The 17,801-nt window shown below is 66.0% G+C and carries 13 protein-coding genes, 3 tRNA genes and 1 pseudogene; 11 read left to right on the top strand and 6 right to left on the bottom strand.

Going from position 1 to position 17,801, the window contains the following annotated elements; genetic code table 11:
* Window positions 1-58: 58 nt before the first annotated feature.
* Window positions 59-1,537, bottom strand: a complete 1,479-nt coding sequence (locus E8M83_RS24160; RefSeq protein WP_137175903.1) for a diguanylate cyclase — start codon at window positions 1,535-1,537, stop codon at window positions 59-61.
* Between the two features lie 155 nt (window positions 1,538-1,692).
* Between E8M83_RS24160 and E8M83_RS24155 the strand changes: the two genes are divergently transcribed.
* The 5 genes from E8M83_RS24155 to E8M83_RS24135 all read left to right on the top strand — a co-directional run bounded on the left by E8M83_RS24155 (window position 1,693) and on the right by E8M83_RS24135 (window position 6,815).
* On the top strand, window positions 1,693-2,661 hold the full coding sequence (locus E8M83_RS24155; protein WP_137175902.1) for an SDR family oxidoreductase: 969 nt from the start codon (window positions 1,693-1,695) through the stop codon (window positions 2,659-2,661).
* 23 nt (window positions 2,662-2,684) lie between these two features.
* Window positions 2,685-3,779, top strand: coding sequence for a Ku protein (locus E8M83_RS24150; protein WP_137175901.1), 1,095 nt, complete (start codon window positions 2,685-2,687; stop codon window positions 3,777-3,779).
* A 2-nt stretch (window positions 3,780-3,781) separates the two neighbouring features.
* Window positions 3,782-4,015, top strand: a complete 234-nt coding sequence (locus E8M83_RS24145) for a hypothetical protein (RefSeq protein ID WP_137175900.1) — start codon at window positions 3,782-3,784, stop codon at window positions 4,013-4,015.
* Between the two features lie 131 nt (window positions 4,016-4,146).
* Complete coding sequence (locus E8M83_RS24140) at window positions 4,147-5,610, top strand: catalase (protein ID WP_137175899.1); 1,464 nt, start codon at window positions 4,147-4,149, stop codon at window positions 5,608-5,610.
* A gap of 305 nt (window positions 5,611-5,915) precedes the next feature.
* The gene (locus tag E8M83_RS24135) at window positions 5,916-6,815 is read left to right on the top strand and encodes a hypothetical protein (protein ID WP_137175898.1); all 900 of its coding nucleotides are present in this window, start codon (window positions 5,916-5,918) and stop codon (window positions 6,813-6,815) included.
* On the opposite strand, the gene ligD is transcribed toward E8M83_RS24135, so the two are convergent.
* The gene (gene ligD, locus E8M83_RS24130) at window positions 6,778-9,351 is read right to left on the bottom strand and encodes a DNA ligase D (RefSeq protein ID WP_137175897.1); all 2,574 of its coding nucleotides are present in this window, start codon (window positions 9,349-9,351) and stop codon (window positions 6,778-6,780) included. The genes E8M83_RS24135 and ligD overlap by 38 nt on opposite strands.
* Window positions 9,352-9,576: 225 nt before the next feature.
* Here ligD and E8M83_RS24125 point away from each other — a divergent pair, with 225 nt between their 5' ends.
* Window positions 9,577-9,864 carry a hypothetical protein gene (locus E8M83_RS24125; RefSeq protein ID WP_137175896.1) on the top strand — a complete coding sequence of 96 codons (288 nt, stop codon included), beginning with the start codon at window positions 9,577-9,579 and terminating at the stop codon, window positions 9,862-9,864.
* 163 nt (window positions 9,865-10,027) lie between these two features.
* Complete coding sequence (locus tag E8M83_RS24120) at window positions 10,028-10,969, top strand: D-2-hydroxyacid dehydrogenase (RefSeq protein WP_137175895.1); 942 nt, start codon at window positions 10,028-10,030, stop codon at window positions 10,967-10,969.
* A 1-nt stretch (window position 10,970) separates the two neighbouring features.
* Here the strand turns inward: E8M83_RS24120 and E8M83_RS24115 are convergent, their stop codons facing one another.
* Window positions 10,971-14,867, bottom strand: a complete 3,897-nt coding sequence (locus E8M83_RS24115; RefSeq protein WP_137175894.1) for a two-component regulator propeller domain-containing protein — start codon at window positions 14,865-14,867, stop codon at window positions 10,971-10,973.
* A 109-nt stretch (window positions 14,868-14,976) separates the two neighbouring features.
* On the opposite strand from E8M83_RS24115, the gene E8M83_RS24110 reads away from it, so the two are divergent.
* Window positions 14,977-15,053, top strand: a tRNA-Arg gene (locus tag E8M83_RS24110).
* A 57-nt stretch (window positions 15,054-15,110) separates the two neighbouring features.
* On the opposite strand, the gene E8M83_RS24105 is transcribed toward E8M83_RS24110, so the two are convergent.
* Window positions 15,111-16,091 carry an IS1595 family transposase gene (locus tag E8M83_RS24105; RefSeq protein WP_307721868.1) on the bottom strand — a complete coding sequence of 327 codons (981 nt, stop codon included), beginning with the start codon at window positions 16,089-16,091 and terminating at the stop codon, window positions 15,111-15,113.
* 191 nt (window positions 16,092-16,282) lie between these two features.
* Between E8M83_RS24105 and E8M83_RS24100 the strand changes: the two genes are divergently transcribed.
* The 3 genes from E8M83_RS24100 to E8M83_RS24090 all read left to right on the top strand — a co-directional run bounded on the left by E8M83_RS24100 (window position 16,283) and on the right by E8M83_RS24090 (window position 17,250).
* Window positions 16,283-16,359 (top strand) — tRNA-Arg (locus E8M83_RS24100).
* Window positions 16,360-16,491: 132 nt separating this feature from the next.
* Window positions 16,492-17,094 (top strand): NUDIX hydrolase, encoded by a 603-nt coding sequence (locus E8M83_RS24095; protein ID WP_229491873.1) that lies wholly within the window; start codon window positions 16,492-16,494, stop codon window positions 17,092-17,094.
* 79 nt (window positions 17,095-17,173) lie between these two features.
* Window positions 17,174-17,250 (top strand) — tRNA-Arg (locus E8M83_RS24090).
* Between the two features lie 169 nt (window positions 17,251-17,419).
* On the opposite strand, the gene E8M83_RS26155 is transcribed toward E8M83_RS24090, so the two are convergent.
* Together E8M83_RS26155 and E8M83_RS26395 are read right to left on the bottom strand one after the other, a co-directional pair.
* Window positions 17,420-17,641: a hypothetical protein gene (locus E8M83_RS26155; protein ID WP_137175892.1), complete on the bottom strand. Its 222-nt coding sequence runs from the start codon at window positions 17,639-17,641 to the stop codon at window positions 17,420-17,422.
* A gap of 37 nt (window positions 17,642-17,678) precedes the next feature.
* Window positions 17,679-17,801: pseudogene (locus tag E8M83_RS26395) on the bottom strand (IS481 family transposase); the annotation flags it as partial.

The raw sequence follows: 17,801 nt of genomic DNA, 5'->3' as shown, positions 1-17,801 counted from the left end.
CGGCGCCCCCCCCCCCCCCCCCCCCGACGCTGTTAGCCGTACCAACGCCGGCGCCAGCTCAGGACATCGCCAGCTCGACGCAGTTGCGCCCGGCCCGCTTGGCGCGCCCCAGGACGGCATTGACCCGCACCGCCAGCGAATCGCCGCTCTCGCTCTCGCCCAGCTGGGCCACGCCCAGGCTGATGGTGACGTGGTCGCAGCCCGGGATCTCGACCTGCTCGATCGCCGCGCGCAGCTTCTCGGCCATCTTGAGGCCGTCGATTGCGCAGGTATGCGGCGCGATCACCTGGAATTGTTCGCCGCCCGAGCGCACCAGCACGTCGCTCGAGCGCAGCAGCGCGCGCACCGTCTCGGCCACGGTGCGCAGCACGATGTCGCCCACCGGATGGCCGAAGCTGTCGTTGACCTGGCTGAAGCGGTCGATGTCGAAGGCCACCAGCGCCAGCGGCAGGCGGTAGCGGCGTGCGCGCTTGATCTCCTGCTCGAGCAGGTGTTCGCCGTGGCGGCGGTTGGCCACCTCGGTCAGGGCATCGGTGGTGGCCAGGTGGGTCACGCGCGCCAGGAGGGCCTCGTTCTCGCGCGTCACCTCGGCCATGCGCAAGCCATAGGCGGCCAGGTGGGCCAGGTCGTCCAGCGCCTGCAGCTGCGCGCGCGAGAAGGTGCGGGCGTGGTCGAACATCAGGCACAGCGAGCCGCGCGGACCGCCCGGGCCCTGGGCCGGGATCGGCAAGCCGACCACCATGCGCACGCCGACGCCCTCCAGGCTGGCCGCCAGTTCGGGCTCGCCCGCCTTCTCGGGCGCATCGAGCAGGGTGAATTCGCCGGTGGCGGCGGCCAGCAGGCCCGGGAAGGCATGGCGCAGCGGCGACTGCAACAGGCGGCCCTCGTACTGCAGGAGCGCCATCAGGTGCAGGCCGGCCACGCCCTGCTCGGCTTCCAGGTGCAGGTCGCCGTCGCGGTGCTGGAACAGGGCCGCATGCACCACGCCCGGCCAGCCCGATACGGCCGCGCACAGGCGCTCGGCGAAGCGCACGCTGTCGTCGGCGTCGATCAGGGTCTGCTGGCTGGCGGCGCGCAGCGCCAGCAGCGCGCGCAGCTCTTCCTCAACGGGGCTTGGCGCGCCTGGCGTCGGGAAGCCGGCGCGCAGGCGGGCATCGAGCAACGCGCGGGTCTGCTGCTCGCGCAGCGGACCGATGGCATAGTCGATCGGGCCGAAGGCCATCAGGGCCGGCAGCCAGCGCGCATTGGTGAAGGGACACAGCACCAGGGTCGGCTTGCCTTCGCGCTCGGCGACCAGGGCGCCGAGGGGCCCCAGGTCGATGCCCAGCTCGCAGCGCTCGAGGTCCAGTATCAGGAGATCGGCCGGCTCGCGCGCCAGCAGGCCGCGCGCCTGGTCGGCCCCGGACGCCACCCGCAGCTGGGAAAAGACGCCGGCGCAGGCGCTCTGGAAATCGGCGCGGCGCTGGCCGACCGGGTTCACGAACAGGCAGCTGTAGTCAATCTCCACCGGGTCCCTGCGTGCGCCTTCTTCTTGCATCCTCATCCTCCAAAACGTTTCCGGGCATTACCGATTCGGCATGTTTCCCTCGCGAGTGTGCCATAACCTTGGCGCTATGTGTGGAACCGCACCGTCGCGCCGTGCCGTGCGTCCAATACTCTCAAGATCGAAAGCATATTCATGGGAGAAGCGCGATGGGACAGCAGGACGACGTGGCGAACAAGCAGAGGGCCATCCAGAACCGCCAGGACCAGATCGATGGCAGCATGCAGAAGTCCAGGAGTGACGACGATGGCGCGGTCCAGACCGGCGTGCCGCAGCCCGAAACCCCGATGCCCGACCAGCACCTGGCCAAGCCGGGCATCGAAGCGCAGATGGAACAGAAGCCCAGGTTCATGGCCGAAGGCTACAAGGGCAGCGGCAAGCTAGAAGGCATGAGCGCGATCGTGACTGGCGCCGACTCCGGCATCGGCCGCGCGGTCGCGGTGCTGTTCGCGCGCGAAGGCGCCGACGTGGCCGTGATGTACCTGAACGAACACGAGGACGCGGCCGAGACCAGGCGCTGCGTCGAGGCCGAGGGCCGGCGCTGCATGACCATCCCGGGCGACGTCAAGGACGCCGCCTTCTGCAACCAGGCGGTCGAGAAGGTGGTCGCCGAATTCGGCCGCCTCGACGTGCTGGTCAATAACGCCGCCTTCCAGGAGCATGCGAACTCGCTGCTCGACATCACCGAGGAGCGGCTGGACGAAACCTTCCGCACCAATATCTATGGTTACTTCCACATGGCGCGGGCGGCCCTGCCCCACCTCAAGCAAGGCGCTTCGATCATCAATACCGGCTCCGTCACCGGCCTGCAGGGATCGAAGAAACTGCTGGACTACTCGGCCACCAAGGGCGCTATCCACGCCTTCACGATGTCGCTCGCCTCGAGCCTGATCGAACAGGGCATCCGCGTCAATGCAGTGGCCCCGGGCCCGGTCTGGACGCCGCTGAACCCGGCCGACCAGACTCCCGAGCAGATCAAGGAATTCGGCGCCGCCACCGACTACAAGCGCCCGGCCCAGCCCGAAGAACTGTCGCCGGCCTATGTGTTCCTGGCCTCGCCCGTGTGCTCGGGCTATATCACCGGCATCGTGCTGCCGATCACCGGCTCGGTCGGCTGACCATCGAAAAAGGGAGATCATCCATGCGCAGCATGTGGAAAGGAGCGATCAGTTTCGGGCTGGTCCACATTCCGGTCGATATGTACACCGCGGTCGAGAGCAAGGGGCTGGACCTGACCATGCTCGACCGGCGCGACTTTTCGCCGGTCGGCTTCAAACGCTACAACAAGGGCAATGGCAAGGAAGTCGTGTGGGACGACATCGTCAAGGGCTATGAGTACGAGAGCGGCGAATATGTCGTGCTGTCCGACGAAGACCTGCGCCGCGCCAACCCGGAAGCGACCCAGACCATCGACATCCAGGCCTTCGTCGACGCCGACCAGGTGCCGCTGATCTTCTACGACCAGCCGTATTACCTCGCGCCCGGCAAAGGCGGCGCCAAAGTCTACGCCCTGCTGCGCGAGACCCTGCGCGAGGCCGGCAAGATCGGCATCGCGCGCGTCGTCATCCGCGTCAAGCAGCACCTGGCGGCGCTGGTGTGCGTGGGCGACACCATCGTGCTCAATACCCTGCGCTATCCGGACGAGATGCGCGACGCGGGCGAGCTCAAGATCCCCTCGCCCGACTCGAAGACCGCCGCCGTCACCGTCAAGGAACTCAAGATGGCGATGGCCCTGGTCGAGGGCATGAGCGAGGATTGGGAGCCGGAGCAGTACCACGACACCTACCGCGAAGACGTGCTGGCCCTGGTCAAGAAGAAGATCAAGGCGAAGCAGACCAAGACCATCACCCAGCCCGAGCCCGAGAAAGAAAAGCGCAGCAGCGGCAAGGTCATCGACCTGGTCGCCCTGCTCCAGGCCAGCCTGGGCAAGAAGCCAGCCAAAGCTGCGCTGGCGGCGCTGGAAGATGACGACGACGACGATGACGATCCGCCGCCACGCAAGTCGCGCAAGCCCGCCGACGACGAGGATGATGACGACGAGGTCCACGTGCCGCGCGCGCGCAAGACGGCGGCAGGTTCCGGCAGCCGTACGAGCGCCGCCAAGTCGACGACAGCGACGGCGACGGCGACGGCGAGCAAGTCTGCGGCCAGCAAGTCCGCAGCGAAGCCGGCCGCAAAGAAGGCAGCCGCGAAGAAGGCGGTCGCAAAGGCCCCGGCACGCAAGAAGGCAGCGTAAGAATGGATGGACTGATCGACTTCCTCCAGTGGCCGGCCATGGTGGTCAGCCTGTACGCCGCCTTCCTGATCGGCTCGAAGCGTGCCGAACGCCGGGTGTTCGGGTTCTGGATGTTCATCCTCAGTAACCTGATGTGGATTGTCTGGGGCTGGCACGACGAGGCCTGGGCCCTGATCACCCTGCAAATGGCGCTGATGGCGATGAATATCCGCGGCATCTTCAAGAACGACACCTAGGGTCGGCGGCATGGCCGCCTTCCCTGCGTATTGTAAAAATCTATCATGATAATTAAATCAATTAGCTTTTCCTTATAAGGATTGCTCCGTAGAATCTACCTCATCGATTACAACGCAATGAGGAGAACACGATGAGCCAACCCCGCCTGACCACCGCCTCTGGTATCCCGGTCGCCGACAACCAGAACTCGCTGAGCGCCGGCCCGCGCGGCCCGCTCCTGCTGCAGGATTTCCACCTGATCGAAAAGCTCCAGCACTTCAACCGCGAGCGCATCCCCGAGCGCGTGGTGCACGCCAAGGGCTCGGGCGCCTACGGCAGCTTCACCGTTACCCATGACATCAGCGGCCTGACCACGGCCAAATTGTTCGCCCACGTCGGCAAGCAAACTCCGGTCTTCCTGCGCTTTTCGACCGTCGGCGGCGAGAAAGGCAGCGCCGACACCGAACGCGATCCGCGCGGCTTCGCCCTGCGCTTCTATACCGAGGAAGGCAACTGGGACCTGGTCGGCAACAACACCCCGATCTTCTTCATCAAGGACCCGATCAACTTCCCTGACTTCATCCACACCCAGAAGCGCGATCCGCAGACCAACCTGAAGTCGGCCAATATGATGTTCGACTTCTGGAGCCATGCGCCGGAGAGCCTGCACCAGGTGACGATCCTGTTCTCGGACCGCGGCACGCCGGACGGCTACCGCCACATGGACGGCTTCGGCAGCCACGCGTATAGCCTGATCGACGAACAGGGCGAGCGCGTCTACGTGAAATGGCACTTCAAGACCCGCCAAGGCATCAAGAACCTCTCCGCGGCGGATGCTGCCCGCATCGCCGGCATCGACCCGGACCACGCCCAGCGCGACCTGTTCAATGCGATCGCCGCCAACGACTTCCCGCAGTGGGACGTGAAGGTGCAGGTCGCCACCGCCCTGGAACTCGACGCCTGGAGCGCGCGCACCGGCTGGAATCCGTTCGACCTGACCAAGGTCTGGCCGCATGGCGACTTCCCGCTGCAGCCGGTCGGCGTGCTGGAACTGAACCGCAATCCCGAGAACTACCACGCCGAGGTCGAGCAGGCGGCGTTCTCGCCGTCGAACGTGGTGCCGGGCCTGGGCTACTCGCCGGACAAGATGCTGCAGGGCCGCCTGTTCGGCTACCATGACGCCCAGCTGTACCGGGTCGGCACCAACCACCAGCACCTGCCGGTGAACGCGCCGCGCTGCCCCTTCCACAACCACCAGCGCGATGGCGCGATGGCGATCGCCAACGGCGGTTCGGCGCGCAACTACCAGCGCCTGGACAGCGTGGGCGCCGGCGCCACCGGCATGGGCCACGGCGAACGCGAACTCGCCCTGGACGGCAACGCCGGCCGCTTCGACTTGCGCGGCCAGGAAGACGACTACACCCAGGCCGGCAACCTGTTCCGCCTGATGACGCCGCAAGCGCGCCAGAACCTGTGCGACAACCTGGCCGGCCCGCTGAGCCAGGTCGACGAAGACATCCTGCAGCGCCAGCTGGGCCACTTCGACCAGGCCGATCCAGACTATGGCCGCGGCGTGCGCGCCTCGCTCAAGGCGCTGGGCCGCAACGTCGACTAAGAGCCTATCCCGGTAGGTGGGGGGAAGCTCATGGTGATGCATGGCAGGCGTGGGCAAGGCGCGAGGAGGCCGCATGGCGAGCCATGCAACGACGAGCAACGCAGCACACGCCTGCCAGGCGCGCCAGGAGCGACTCCCACCTATCGGGATAGGCTCTTAAGCCATCTCTCCCAGCTTGCCGCCACCCGGGACCTTGCGTTCCGCGCGGCGGCTTTTTGTTTTGCACCATACGCGCATTGTGGCGCGGGCCCGGCTCGGCCATACTCGCCGGCCATGCCGTCCATACGGCCAACCAGGATCCGTGCATGTCCGTGTCATCCATCCCCAAACGCCCCTTGCTGCTCGCCGCGAGCCTGGTATTGGCAAGCGCCATCGCGCTGACGGTGCACGTGGCGATGCTCGCCGCCGGCACTCCCTACCCCTCGGCGCAGCCGCCTGACTGGGCCCGCTGGCTGAACCTGTCGATCGCGATCGGCGCGGTGCTCGTCGTGCTTCGGCTGGCCGCACCGCACCTGACAGGCCGCAGCTTCGTGGCGCGGACCATGATTGTCCTGGTCTTGCTCCTGACCATCCGCGAGACGGCGCGCGCCGGCATCATGAGCGGCATCGTCACGAGCGGCTGGGCATTCTCGGCCGCCGGCCTGGTCGATCCCCTGTCCCGGACGCTGATCCAGGCCGTGCTGTGCGTTGCCGCGGTGCGCTGGGTGCGCGGCGGGTTGTCGCTGGTGCTCGTCGCATTGGCGACGGCGGCTGTCGCCATGGGCGGCCAGGCGCTGGCCGGCATGGCGCTGGTGCCGCTGATGGAACACGTCGGCGCGCTGGCCCGGCCGCCGCTGTATGAATTCCCGTATCCCTTCCACGTGACGCTGGCGGCCTATGTCACAATGCTCGAGCCCGCGGCCGGTGCGACGCTGATGCTGGCGCTCGTCTGGGATCGGCTGCCGGGGTCGAAGACGATGCGCCTGCTGGCGTGCGCGCTGCTGGTCGCGCAGCTCAAGGGGATCCTGGGCATGACCCTGCTGTTCAGCTTTTTCATGCAGCAGGCGCCGCTGGCCGGCATGCTTAGCTACAGCCAGTTCCTGTCCGAATTCCTGGTCCTCGGCCTGCTGTCCGCCCTGGCCTGGGATGCCTTCGGGCCGCGCGCGGGCGACGCCGCGGCCTCAGGCCTCACGGCGCGTAGCCCAGCGCCTTCATCGCCTTCGTGAGCGTCTTCGCCGCCTTGGCGTAACCCTCCCACGGCGCATTGCCCTCGTCCAGCCGCGTGTGCACGTTGGCGACGGTCCACTGCGTGCTCGACTTCAGGCCGGGCAGCTCTTCCCAGCGCAGCGGCACCGAGATGCCCAGGCCCGGCCGCACCCGCGCCGACCAGGCCGCGACCGTGGTCGCCCCCTGGCCGTTGCGCAGGTAGTCGATGAAGATCTTGCCGACCCGGTTCTTCGGTCCGCTCTTGAAGGCGAAGCGCTCGGGCAAGGTGGCCGCCATATGGTGCACGATGGCCTGCGAAAAACCCTTCACCGCATCCCAGTCGTGGCCGCCCTTGATCGGCACCACCACGTGCAAGCCCTTGCCGCCGCTGGTTTTCAAGAAGGCCGGCAAGCCCAACTCCTCGAGGAAGGCGCGCATCAGCTGGGCCGCTTCCTGCATTGCCGGCCACTCGACGCCCTCGCCCGGGTCGAGGTCGAACACCATGCGGTTCGGCTTGTCGTACGTGCCCTTGAGCGCGTTCTGGGTGTGGATCTCGACCACGTTCCACTGCGCCGACGACAGGATGCCTGCCACGCTCGCCACCTCCAGCATCGGCTGGTGCTCGGGGTCCAGCGCCTGATCCAGGTGGCGCAGGCCCGGCATCTTGCGCACGTCGGCATGCTTCTGGAAGAACAGCTCACCGCCCACGCCTTCGGGCGCGCGCACCAGCGATACCGGGCGTCCCTTCAGGTGTTCCATCATCAGTTCGCCGACCAGCGCGTAATAGCGGATCAAATCGAGCTTGGTGGCGCCGCTTTCCTTGTCGATCACGCGCTCGCCATTGGTGACCTTCATCGTCGCCGGCAGCTTGCCCGGCGCCGCGACTGGCTTCTGGTCGTCCTTCTTGGCTACATCCTTCATATGCTCGGCCTTTTCACGTGTGATGCCCTTGGCCGGCTTGTCCTCGCGCAGGCCCTGGAATACCGGATGGCGCACCGCGCCGGCGCTGGTCCACTCCGAGAAGCTGACCTCGGCCACCAGCACCGGCTTGACCCAGTGGTGCTTGCGACCAGGGACTGCGCGCGGCGGGAACGGGCTGTCGTCGCTCCTCAGCTTTTCCAGCTTCTTCGCGATCGACGCCAGCGATGAATGGTTGAAGCCCGAGCCGACATTACCCGCATAACGCAGCACGCCCTCCTCGTCATAGGTGCCGAGCAGCAGCGCGCCGATGCCGGTGCGCGAGCCCTTGGGATCGGTGAAGCCGCCGATCACGAATTCCTGGCGCAGCCCGCATTTGAGCTTGATCCACTCGGGCGAGCGCCGCGATACGTAGCGCGAATCGCGGCGCTTGCCGATCACGCCTTCGAGGCCGATCTTGCAGGCGGCGACCACCAGCTCGTCGGGCTTGCTGCCGAATTCGGCGGAGAAACGCACCTTGTTGGACTTCTTCTTGGCCAGCAGCTGTTCGAGCAGGCCGCGGCGGTCGACCAGCGGCAGCTCGCGCAAATCGTGGCCGTCGAAGTATGGCACGTCGAACAGGAACAATTCGATGCGCTCGGCTTGCTTGCCGTCGAAGGCCAGCTGCAGCTTGCCGAAATCGGGCTTGCCGCTGTCGTCGTGGACCACGATCTCGCCGTCGTACCAGCCATCGGGCAGCTTCATGCGCTCGAGTTCAGCCTTGAGCGGCAGCAGCTTGTCGGTCCAGTCATTGGCGTTGCGCGTGATCAGGCGCGCCTCGCCGTCCTCGATGCGCGCCAGCATGCGGTAGCCGTCGAACTTGACCTCGAATACCCAGTTCTCGGGATCGGGCGGCGGCGCATCGACCAGGGTGGCCAGCTCGGGAGAGAATTTCTCGGGCAGCGCGACCTTATCGGCTGCCGGTTTTCTCGCCGCACGGGATGTGGCGGCCGGCTTGGCCGCAGCCTTCCTTGCTGCAGTGCGCTTCTTCGGCGCCGGCGCCTCTTCTTCACGCAGCGCTTCGACCTTGCGCTGGACCCGCTCCGGCATCGGCAGGCCCTTGACGCTATCGGGCATCTCGTCGACCAGCGAGAACTCTTCAGACGAGCGCGCGTACTCGTCCTTCTCCTTGATCAGGAGCCATGGTTCCTGCTTCTCGTCGCCACGTCCCTTCATGCGCACCAGGGTCCAGCGCCCGCGCATCTTGTGCCCGTGCATCTCGAACTTGATGCTGCCCTTGGCAAAGCCCTTGTGCGGTTCCTCGAGTGGTTCCCAGGTCCCCTTGTCCCAGATGATGACTTTGCCGGCGCCATATTGCTTGGGGGGAATCGTGCCCTCGAAATCGGAATATGAGATCGGGTGATCCTCGACCTGCACCGCCATCCGCTTGTCATGGGTGTCGTAGCTGGGGCCTTTCGGCACCGCCCAGCTTTTCATCGCGCCATCGAGCTCCAGCCGGAAATCGTAGTGCAATCGGCTGGCCCAGTGCTTCTGGATGACGAAGGTCAATGCTTCCACGCCCGGCGTGCCGCCCTCTGCTGGTTCTGACGTGATCGAAAAATTGCGCTTGGCTTTATAGGCTTTGAGTAGATCGGGCATGGCGATAGCTCCTGGAACGCATTGTCCTGAGCCTATTCCCGCCACGCGCGCGCGACTGTACGGCAGCGAACGCTGAACGGGGTCGTTGCGATAAATGTAAGAAGATGTAAGACGCGTCAACTGGACTGTATCGCCGCCCGTTATCAGCTCAGTAACACGGGGAAAACTCCACGGAGCCCCACCTGAGATCAACCGAGTTTCAAACCACTTTAAAGGAATGACACCATGAGCAAAATCGCCGCTACCCTGATCGCTGGTCTGTTCGCTACTTCCGTGTTCGCCCAGACGCCTGCCGCTACCACCAATGCCCAGGTCGAGGCCACCAAAGACGCGGCCCAGGCCGACGCCAAGCACGCGAAAGAAGTCGCCAAGGCCGACGAGAAGGTAGAGAAGGCCACCGCAGAAGCGAAGGCCGACGTGGCCAAGGCAGAAGCGAAAGCGTCCGAGAAAAAAGCGGAAGCCAGGGCCGACCAGGCCGAAGCGAAAGCCGACAGCGTCGCCAAGACCAAGTAATCCAGGCCTGCGCTCAGGGCCCTCACCAGAAGCCGGCTCGAGCCCCACCAGCGTCATCGACCTGCGGCGCCTTGCGCGCCGCTACCAATGCAAAAGACAGGACCTCCTGTCTTTTGCCATGCCTGCTCTACAATACCGTTTTGCCAGCAGCCCCAAGGACATCATGGACCGTATCGTCTTCCTCGACCGCGACAGCCTGCAAGCCAATGTGCGCGTGCCCGGCTTCCCGCATGCATGGCAGGATCACGCGGCCACCGGCCCCGACGACGTCGTGGAGCGCCTGGCCGGCGCTACCGTCGCCATCACCAACAAGGTGCCGCTGCGCGCCGAGGCGATCGCGCAACTGCCCGACCTGAAACTGGTCGCCGTCGCCGCCACCGGCACCGACAATGTCGACCTGGCCGCTTGCCGCGAACGCGGCATCGTGGTGTCGAACATCCGCGACTATTCGCTGGTCTCGGTGCCCGAGCACTGCTTCACCCTGATGCTGGCGCTGCGCCGCAACCTGCGTGCCTACGCGCTCGACGTCGAGGCCGGCAAATGGGAGACCTCGACCCGCTTCTGCCTGCTCGACCATCCGATCGGCGACCTGGCGGGCAGCCGCTTGGGCATCGTCGGCTACGGCGCACTCGGCAAGAAGGTCGCCGCCATCGGCCGCGCCTTCGGCATGGAGGTGGCCGCCACCTCGCGCTCGCCGATCGCCGAGCCGGGCGTCACCCAACTGCCGCTGGACGAATTGCTGGCGACATCGAGCGTCGTCAGCCTGCACCTGCCGCTCACCGACCAGACCCGCCACCTGATCGGCGCGCGCGAACTGGGCCTGATGAAACCGGGCGCGCTCCTGATCAATACCGCGCGCGGCGGCCTGGTCGACGAGGCCGCGCTGGCCGACGTGCTGATGGAAGGCCGCATCGGCGCCGGCTTCGACGTGTTGAGCAAGGAACCGCCTTCGTCGGGCAATCCCCTGCTCGGCCTGCGCCTGCCGAATTTCATCCTGACCCCGCACGTGGCCTGGGCCAGCGCCGGCGCGATGCAGACCCTGGCCGATATGCTGGTCGATAATATCGAGGCCTGGCAGACCGGCGCACCGCGCAATATCGTCTGAATCAGGCAGGCCTGGCCTCGCCCGCCGGCGCATCCGGCGCCCGCAGCGGCAGGTCGAGCACGAACACCGTACCCGCCCCTGGCGTGCTGTCGACCCGGATCGTCCCGCCCAGCAGGGTGGTAACGATGTTGTAGACGATGTTCAGCCCCAGGCCGGTGCCGCCCTGCCCCATGCGCGTGGTGAAGAAGGGATCGAAGATGCGCCCCAGGTGCGCCGTCTCGATGCCGCGCCCGTCGTCGCGGAACGTCACGGTCACCCTGCCGTCATGCAGCGCGGCGCCGATCGTCATGGTGCCGCCCGGCCCCTCGAAGGCGTGCAGCATGGCGTTGTTGACGAAGTTGATCAGCACCTGGCCCAGCGCGCCCGGGAAGCCGTCCATCGCGATCCCGGCCGGCACGTCGAGCACCAGGCGGTGTTCGGCCAGGCGCACCGTGTTCATCAGGGTCGCCGCGATCTCGTGGCAGGCCTGGGACAGGTCGAAACGGCGGCGCTGGGCGCTGGCCTGGTCGACCGACACCTGGCGGAAGCTGCTCACCAGCTCCGCCGCGCTGTGCAGGCTGCGCACGATCAGTTCCGACGCTTCCCGCGATGCAGCCATGTAGTCCTCGAGGTCGGAGCGCTTGAGCGTGGCTTGCGCGAAGCGCGCCGCCACCGCGCCCGTCCGCTCCTGCAAGGTACTGGCCATCAGCAGGCTGTTGCCGATCGGGGTGTTCAGCTCGTGCGCCACGCCCGCCACCAGCGAACCGAGCGACGCCATCTTTTCTTGCGCCGCCAGCTGGGCCTGGGTTTCCTTGAGCCGCTCGTAGGCGTCGGCATTGTCCATCGCCACCCCGACGTAGGCGGCCAGGGTACCCAGCATGTCGAGATGGACCTGGCCGTAGGCGCCCGCTTCGCGGCTCTGCACCGTCACCGCGCCCAGCACCCGCTCGCCCACCGTCACCGGCACGCACAACAGCGAGCGCGGCGCCTGGGCGGCCGTGCCCGACACCGAGACGGCGTCGAGCGCACTGACGGGTTGCGCCAGGCAGGCCGGCAGCTCGGCCTCGACGTCGGCCAGCACGAAGTCGCGGCCCTCGGCCACGCAGCACGACAGCAGGTGGCGGGCCGGATCGAAGCGCAGCTCGCGCGGCGCCATGCGCCGGCCGACCACCATCGCATACGGCAGCTCGAGCGTCTCGCGCTCGGGGCGCCACAGCGCGACCGCGAACACCGGCGCGTCCATCAGCGCCACCACGTGCTGGTACAGGGTGCGCATGATCGCCTCGTTGTCCAGCTTGGCGGTCAGGACCCGTCCCATATCGGACAGCAGCGCGATATTGCGGTGCGCCCGCTCGACCGACTCCTTCTGGCGCTCGACTTCGCGCTTGCCGCGCTCGGCCGCCTCTTTCTGCAGCAGCAGCTCGGCGGTGCGGGCGTGGACTTCGCGCGCCAGCAGCCCTTTCTGCTCGACCAGCGCGCGCACCCGCATCCGGTATGCCAGGTAGGACAGAGCCAGGACCGCGGCCGCGATCAGGGTGCGGAACCACCAGGTCTTCCAGTATGGCGGCGTGATCGTGATCGCCAGCGCGGCGGCCTCCTGGCTCCACAGCCCGTCCTTGTTGCTGGCCCTGACCCGGAACACGTAACGGCCCGGATCGAGGTTGGTATAGGTCGCGAAGCGGCGGCTGGCATTGGTGTCGACCCAGCCCTGGTCGAAGCCTTCGAGGCGGTAGGCATAGCGGTTGCCCTGCGGGTCGGCGTAGTGCAGCGCCGCGAATTCGAGGGTGAACACGGTGTCGCGGTGCGACAGCGTGATCTCGCGCCGCGTCGCGAGGTCAGGGATGGCCCGGGTCTTGTTCAATACCAGCAGGTCGGTGATCGTGACCGCCGGCGGGAATGGATTGTCGCGCACCGCGGCCGGCTGGAACGAGGTCATGCCGCTGATGCCGCCGAAATGCAGCTGGCCGTTGGCGCCGCGCCAGCCGGAACCGACGAAATAGGAGCCATCGATCAGGCCATCCTTGGCGGTGTAGCTCTTGGTCTGGCCGTTGACCGGATCGACCCGCGTGATGCCGGCCGTGGTGCTGACCCACAGGTTGCCGTCGTCGTCCTCGAGGATGGCGCCGATCGACGGCGCGTCCTCGGCCTCGGCGAAGGGATAGAAGCGGAACCAGGTGCGCGCGCCGTCGCGCATCATGCGGTGCAGGCCGCCGGCGGTGCCGACCCACAATTCGCCCCGGCCCGACTCGTACAGGTAGTTCACCCGGCTATGTCTGAGGCTGCCCGGATCGGCCGGATCGCTGCGAAAGCGCGTGAACGTGTCGGTGGCGCGGTCGAACCGCTCCAGGCCCGATTCGGTGCCGATCCACACGATGCCATGCCGGTCTTCGAGCAGCGCGCGGCCGTAGTTGTCGCCCAGGCTGGTCGGGTCGAGCGGATCGTTGCGCCAGCTGCGGGTGGTCTCATGGCCGGGCGCCAGCGCCGACAGGCCGTCGCGGGTCGTCACCCACAGGGCGCCGTCGCGGCCGGCGCGGATCGCCTGCACGTGGTTGGCGCTCGGGCCGGGACCCAGCGCCACCCGCCCCATGCGGCCGCCCGGCTCGCGCCACAGCAGGCCGGTCGCGGTGCCGATCCACAGCCGGCCGCGGGCGTTGGCCAGCGCGGTCACCCGGTCGCCCAGCAGTGCGCCGGCGCGAATGCGCTCGGCGCGGCGGGTCACCGGATCGAGCAGCATCAGGCCGTCGCTGACGGTGCCGACCCACAGGCGGCCATCGGGGGCATCCGTGATCGCGCGTACCCGCGCGCGCCCGATCCCGTCCGTGTCGCCATAGCGCGCAAAACCGCCGCTGGCCAGGTCGGTGCGGTTGATGCCGCCAAAATAGGTGCCGACCCAGAGGGTGCCGGTGCGGTCGACCAGCACCGCCGGCACCTGGTTGTCGGACAGGCTGTGCGGGTCGTGGGCCGCGTTCCGGTAGCTGATGAAATTGCCGCTGGAAGGGTCGCGCCATTTGAGGCCATCGTTCTCGGTGCCGACCCACAACTGGGCGCCGCCGTCGTGGTACAGGGTCCTGACGTGCACCTCGCCCAGGCCGTTGGCCGCGCCGATGCGCTGGCGCCGCGGCTCGCCCTCGTCCAGGCGCCAGGCTTCGAGCCCCGACGCGGTGCCGACCCACAGCGTCGCGCGCGGCCCCATGGACAGGGCCAGCACGGTATTGCGCTTGGTGTCCGCCGGCGGCGCGACCGCGAAATGCGTGAAGCGCCCGCTGCCCGGATCCATGCGGTCCAGGCCCGAGGCCGTGCCCACCCAAAGGGCGCCGGCATTGTCGAAGGCTAGCGTGTTGACGCGGTTGTCGCGCAGGCTGGCGCGCTCTTCAGGATCGTGCACATGGCCCTGGTGCTGCCCGCTGGCCGGGTCGAAGCGCACCACGCCGTCGGTGGTCGCCAGCCACAGCGCGCCATCCGGTCCGGGCACGATGGCCACCACCGAACGCAGCACGCTGCGCCCGGCGTCGAGCAGCGCGTGGCGCTGGAAACGGCCGGAGGCCGGATCGTAGCGCGCCAACCCGCCCTTGGTGCCGAACCACAGGTAGCCGTCGGGATCCTCGTAAGAGGCGGACACATAATTGTCGGGAAGGCTGCCGGGGTCGTTGGTGTCGTTGCGATACACGGTGAGCCGGTAGCCGTCGAAACGGTGCAGGCCGGCCTGGGTGCCGAACCAGATAAAGCCCTGACGATCCTGCAGAATATTGATCACCGAGTGTTGGGACAAGCCGTCATCGACCGACAGGCGTTCGAAACGCAGGCTGCGCTGGGCGGCGCCGGCCGGCAGGCAGGCGGCAAGCGTCGTCGACAGGCATAGCAACAGTAGCAGACCATGGCGCGCCAGCCTTGCGCGGACGGCGGAGGTAAAACCCGGCATAGCGATCCAATTAAATATCCTTCTGCCAAATCTACCAGAGGACTTTGCTGTCGTGAAATATTTTGAGTCTTCCAGAAACAACGCGCCACTGCTATAATGCGTGCTTCGGGCGGCTGTAGCTCAGCTGGATAGAGTACTTGGCTACGAACCAAGGGGTCGTGGGTTCGATTCCTGCCAGCCGCACCAGAAGATACGAAAGGGCCAGATCGCGAGATCTGGCCCTTTTCCTTTGCGCTGTGCGCGTTAATTCGTTATTTTCCGACGACAAATCGCGCACTGGATAATGGCGGTCAGCAATTGTGCTGGCGTAAGCAACTCGCCGTCATCCAGGAAGCGTTGCCAGCCGGAGTAGTTCACCAGGTAGCGACTGGCGATGCCATTGAAACGCTTGATCCAGGTCTTGAACCGGGCATGCCAGCCATTGACGTTATTGAGGTGGATCGTGCCACGGGCCCTGATGCCGGCGCGCAGATTGACCGCTTCATGTGTGATACCGGCGTTGGAGGCGAAGACCCGGTAAGCCGCCGCCGAATCGCTGATCAGCAGCACGTCGGGCGCCAGCACGGGCCGCAAACAAGCGGTAAGCCGGGCGGCGCTGACCTGCCCACGACCAGTGTGAAAATCCAGCGTCTGCCTGCTCCGGTCGCGCGCGACGAGCAGGCACTCGTGTTCGCGGGTGATGCCGCGGCGCTTGGCCACACCGCCGCGCCGCCGTGGCGGTCGGTTCAGGTGGCGCGAGCCCTTCTGCGATTCCAGCATATAGGTTTCGTCCGCCTCGACCATGCCTTCGAGGCGCGCTGGACGCTTGTTGGCGGCGCCGGGAACGAAACGGTGGCGCCAGCGGAAACTGGTGGTGCGGTGCACGCTGACAAGCTCGGCAGCTGCGCGGACCGTGCGTGACTCAAGGACGCATTGCACGTAGGGAAGCCAGGAGGCCTTCTTGCGCAGCCGCGCCAACGGCGTGTTGGTCAGTGCATTGTAGCTGCGCCGGCAAGCCAGGCAGCGCCAGCGCTGCAGGCCACTGGCCGAACCGCAACGATGGACGCGGCTGCACTGGCAATGTGGACAGCATGGCGTACCGGCCGCCGCGGCAATCAATTGAAGGCACTCGCCCGGATGGATAATGGCAGCGACCCAGGCGCGCAACCTGGCCACGTCGTCGGTGTCCAGCTGCAGGCAGGTCAGCGCAGCAAACACTTCTTCGAAAACCAAGCCTTGCATCATTGCCACCTGATGAGTTAACTCGACAGTGGCTGAGACCGGCGCACATGGGAAAGGTTCGCATAACTAACGCGAACAGCGCCTTTTCCTTTGGCGCTGTGCGCGCTATCCATGCGAGCCTTTCCCATGCGATGCACGAATCGGCAATGAACCTTTGCCAAGACGCCCGCCTCCCGCTATAATGCCTGCATTGGGCGGCTGTAGCTCAGCTGGATAGAGTACTTGGCTACGAACCAAGGGGTCGTGGGTTCGATTCCTGCCAGCCGCACCAACCTTCTTCAGATAAGGGCACTTCGCAAGAAGTGCCCTTATTGCATTTGCGCTCGCATTTCCACTGCATCCATCATCGACCATGAACGACGCCGCCACCTACCACCCCCAACCCAACGAGCGCGGCGAGCCGGTGCTGATTTCCCGCCCCTCGCTGCCGACCGCCGTGGCTGCCTGGCTCGCCCCCAGTCAGCTGGCGACCGTGATCCCCCTGGGCGCCCTGCCGCCGGCGCTGAACGGCGTGCCGTTCGCGCCGTGGCTGGACGTGCCGGCCACGAATGCCGAATGGGCCGGCGTCGCGGGCCAGGCCGATATCGCCGAGCCGGCCTTCGCGCTGCCGCCGTCGAAATCGCCGGCCGCCGGGGTCGTCGTCGTGGAAGACGATGGCCGCGTGTGGGCGGTGTCGCCATCGAACCGTTTCGGCGGCTACGATGCGACCTTCCCCAAGGGGCGGGTCGATCCGGGCGTCAACCTGCAAGCCACGGCGATTCGCGAAGCGTTCGAGGAATCGGGCTTACGGGTGCAGATCCTGGCCCATCTGGTCGATTGTGCGCGTACGCTCACCTATACCCGCTTCTACCTGGCGCGGCGGGTCGGCGGCAACCCGGCGCTGATGGGATGGGAGAGCCAGGCGGTGCACCTCGTGCCGCAAGCACGGTTGTCTACGCTGCTGTGCAATGCCAACGATCGAGTGGTGATCGACGCGCTTGTGCGCTCGCTTTCTGGTAAACAATAGGCATCGTGCCTGGCGAATGCAAAATTTGCCGATAATCCTTTGCCAAGGCGAACAAGCGCCGCTATAATGCGTGCCTCGGGCGGCTGTAGCTCAGCTGGATAGAGTACTTGGCTACGAACCAAGGGGTCGTGGGTTCGATTCCTGCCAGCCGCACCAACTGTTTCAAAGAGAATGGCTCAGAAGAAATTCTGAGCCATTTTTCTTTTATGGCTGTCACAACAGTACCCGCGGCTGAGTGAAGATGCCGCTTCAACGTTATTCGCCGAACCGATTTTATTGCAATAAAAACAATTTTCTATTTGTTTTTTTTGTGCGACACTCATTTTTATATAAAAAATCGGGTGTTTAATCGAAAATGATGGACTACATTGGCTTCAGGTGGGTGGCGGCGCATCTCAACATCGAGCCGGTGCAGCCGTTCGCGGTAGTAAGCAATCTTGGCACCTCGCGTCGCACCGTTATTGGTTCCATCCGAGAGGAAACGTACAGCGTTGCCGCGCGTCCAGAGCCGACAATCGCGGCGCATCTTGCGTTCGGCTTGAAACATGAGCTGATCAACCTTGAGTTTTTATCGCGGCTGTACGCTATTTGTCGAGTCCCGTTTGATCATAAACGCGTTTAACGAATAACTCAGGTCGCTTCTGTTGCCATTCCTTGAGCGCGAGGACGGGCGTTTTGCTGCCGATGGCGCGTTGCGGAATATGGTG

The sequence above is a fragment of the Massilia sp. HP4 genome (assembly GCF_005222695.1).
Classification (GTDB): Bacteria; Pseudomonadota; Gammaproteobacteria; order Burkholderiales; family Burkholderiaceae_D; genus Telluria.
The sequence above is the reverse complement of the archived record's forward strand: the minus strand, read 5'-3'. Positions and strand labels throughout refer to the sequence as shown.

What these genes read in the sequence shown, in the direction of transcription:
- E8M83_RS24120 (WP_137175895.1), top strand. Translation starts at nt 10,028, where the DNA reads ATGGACCGTATCGTCTTCCTCGACCGCGACAGCCTGCAAGCCAATGTG.
- E8M83_RS24145 (WP_137175900.1), top strand. Translation starts at nt 3,782, where the DNA reads ATGGATGGACTGATCGACTTCCTCCAGTGGCCGGCCATGGTGGTCAGC.
- E8M83_RS26155 (WP_137175892.1), bottom strand. Translation starts at nt 17,641, where the DNA reads ATGTTTCAAGCCGAACGCAAGATGCGCCGCGATTGTCGGCTCTGGACG.
- E8M83_RS24140 (WP_137175899.1), top strand. Translation starts at nt 4,147, where the DNA reads ATGAGCCAACCCCGCCTGACCACCGCCTCTGGTATCCCGGTCGCCGAC.
- ligD (WP_137175897.1), bottom strand. Translation starts at nt 9,351, where the DNA reads ATGCCCGATCTACTCAAAGCCTATAAAGCCAAGCGCAATTTTTCGATC.
- E8M83_RS24155 (WP_137175902.1), top strand. Translation starts at nt 1,693, where the DNA reads ATGGGACAGCAGGACGACGTGGCGAACAAGCAGAGGGCCATCCAGAAC.
- E8M83_RS24115 (WP_137175894.1), bottom strand. Translation starts at nt 14,867, where the DNA reads ATGCCGGGTTTTACCTCCGCCGTCCGCGCAAGGCTGGCGCGCCATGGT.
- E8M83_RS24150 (WP_137175901.1), top strand. Translation starts at nt 2,685, where the DNA reads ATGCGCAGCATGTGGAAAGGAGCGATCAGTTTCGGGCTGGTCCACATT.
- E8M83_RS24105 (WP_307721868.1), bottom strand. Translation starts at nt 16,091, where the DNA reads ATGATGCAAGGCTTGGTTTTCGAAGAAGTGTTTGCTGCGCTGACCTGC.
- E8M83_RS24125 (WP_137175896.1), top strand. Translation starts at nt 9,577, where the DNA reads ATGAGCAAAATCGCCGCTACCCTGATCGCTGGTCTGTTCGCTACTTCC.
- E8M83_RS24160 (WP_137175903.1), bottom strand. Translation starts at nt 1,537, where the DNA reads ATGCAAGAAGAAGGCGCACGCAGGGACCCGGTGGAGATTGACTACAGC.
- E8M83_RS24135 (WP_137175898.1), top strand. Translation starts at nt 5,916, where the DNA reads ATGTCCGTGTCATCCATCCCCAAACGCCCCTTGCTGCTCGCCGCGAGC.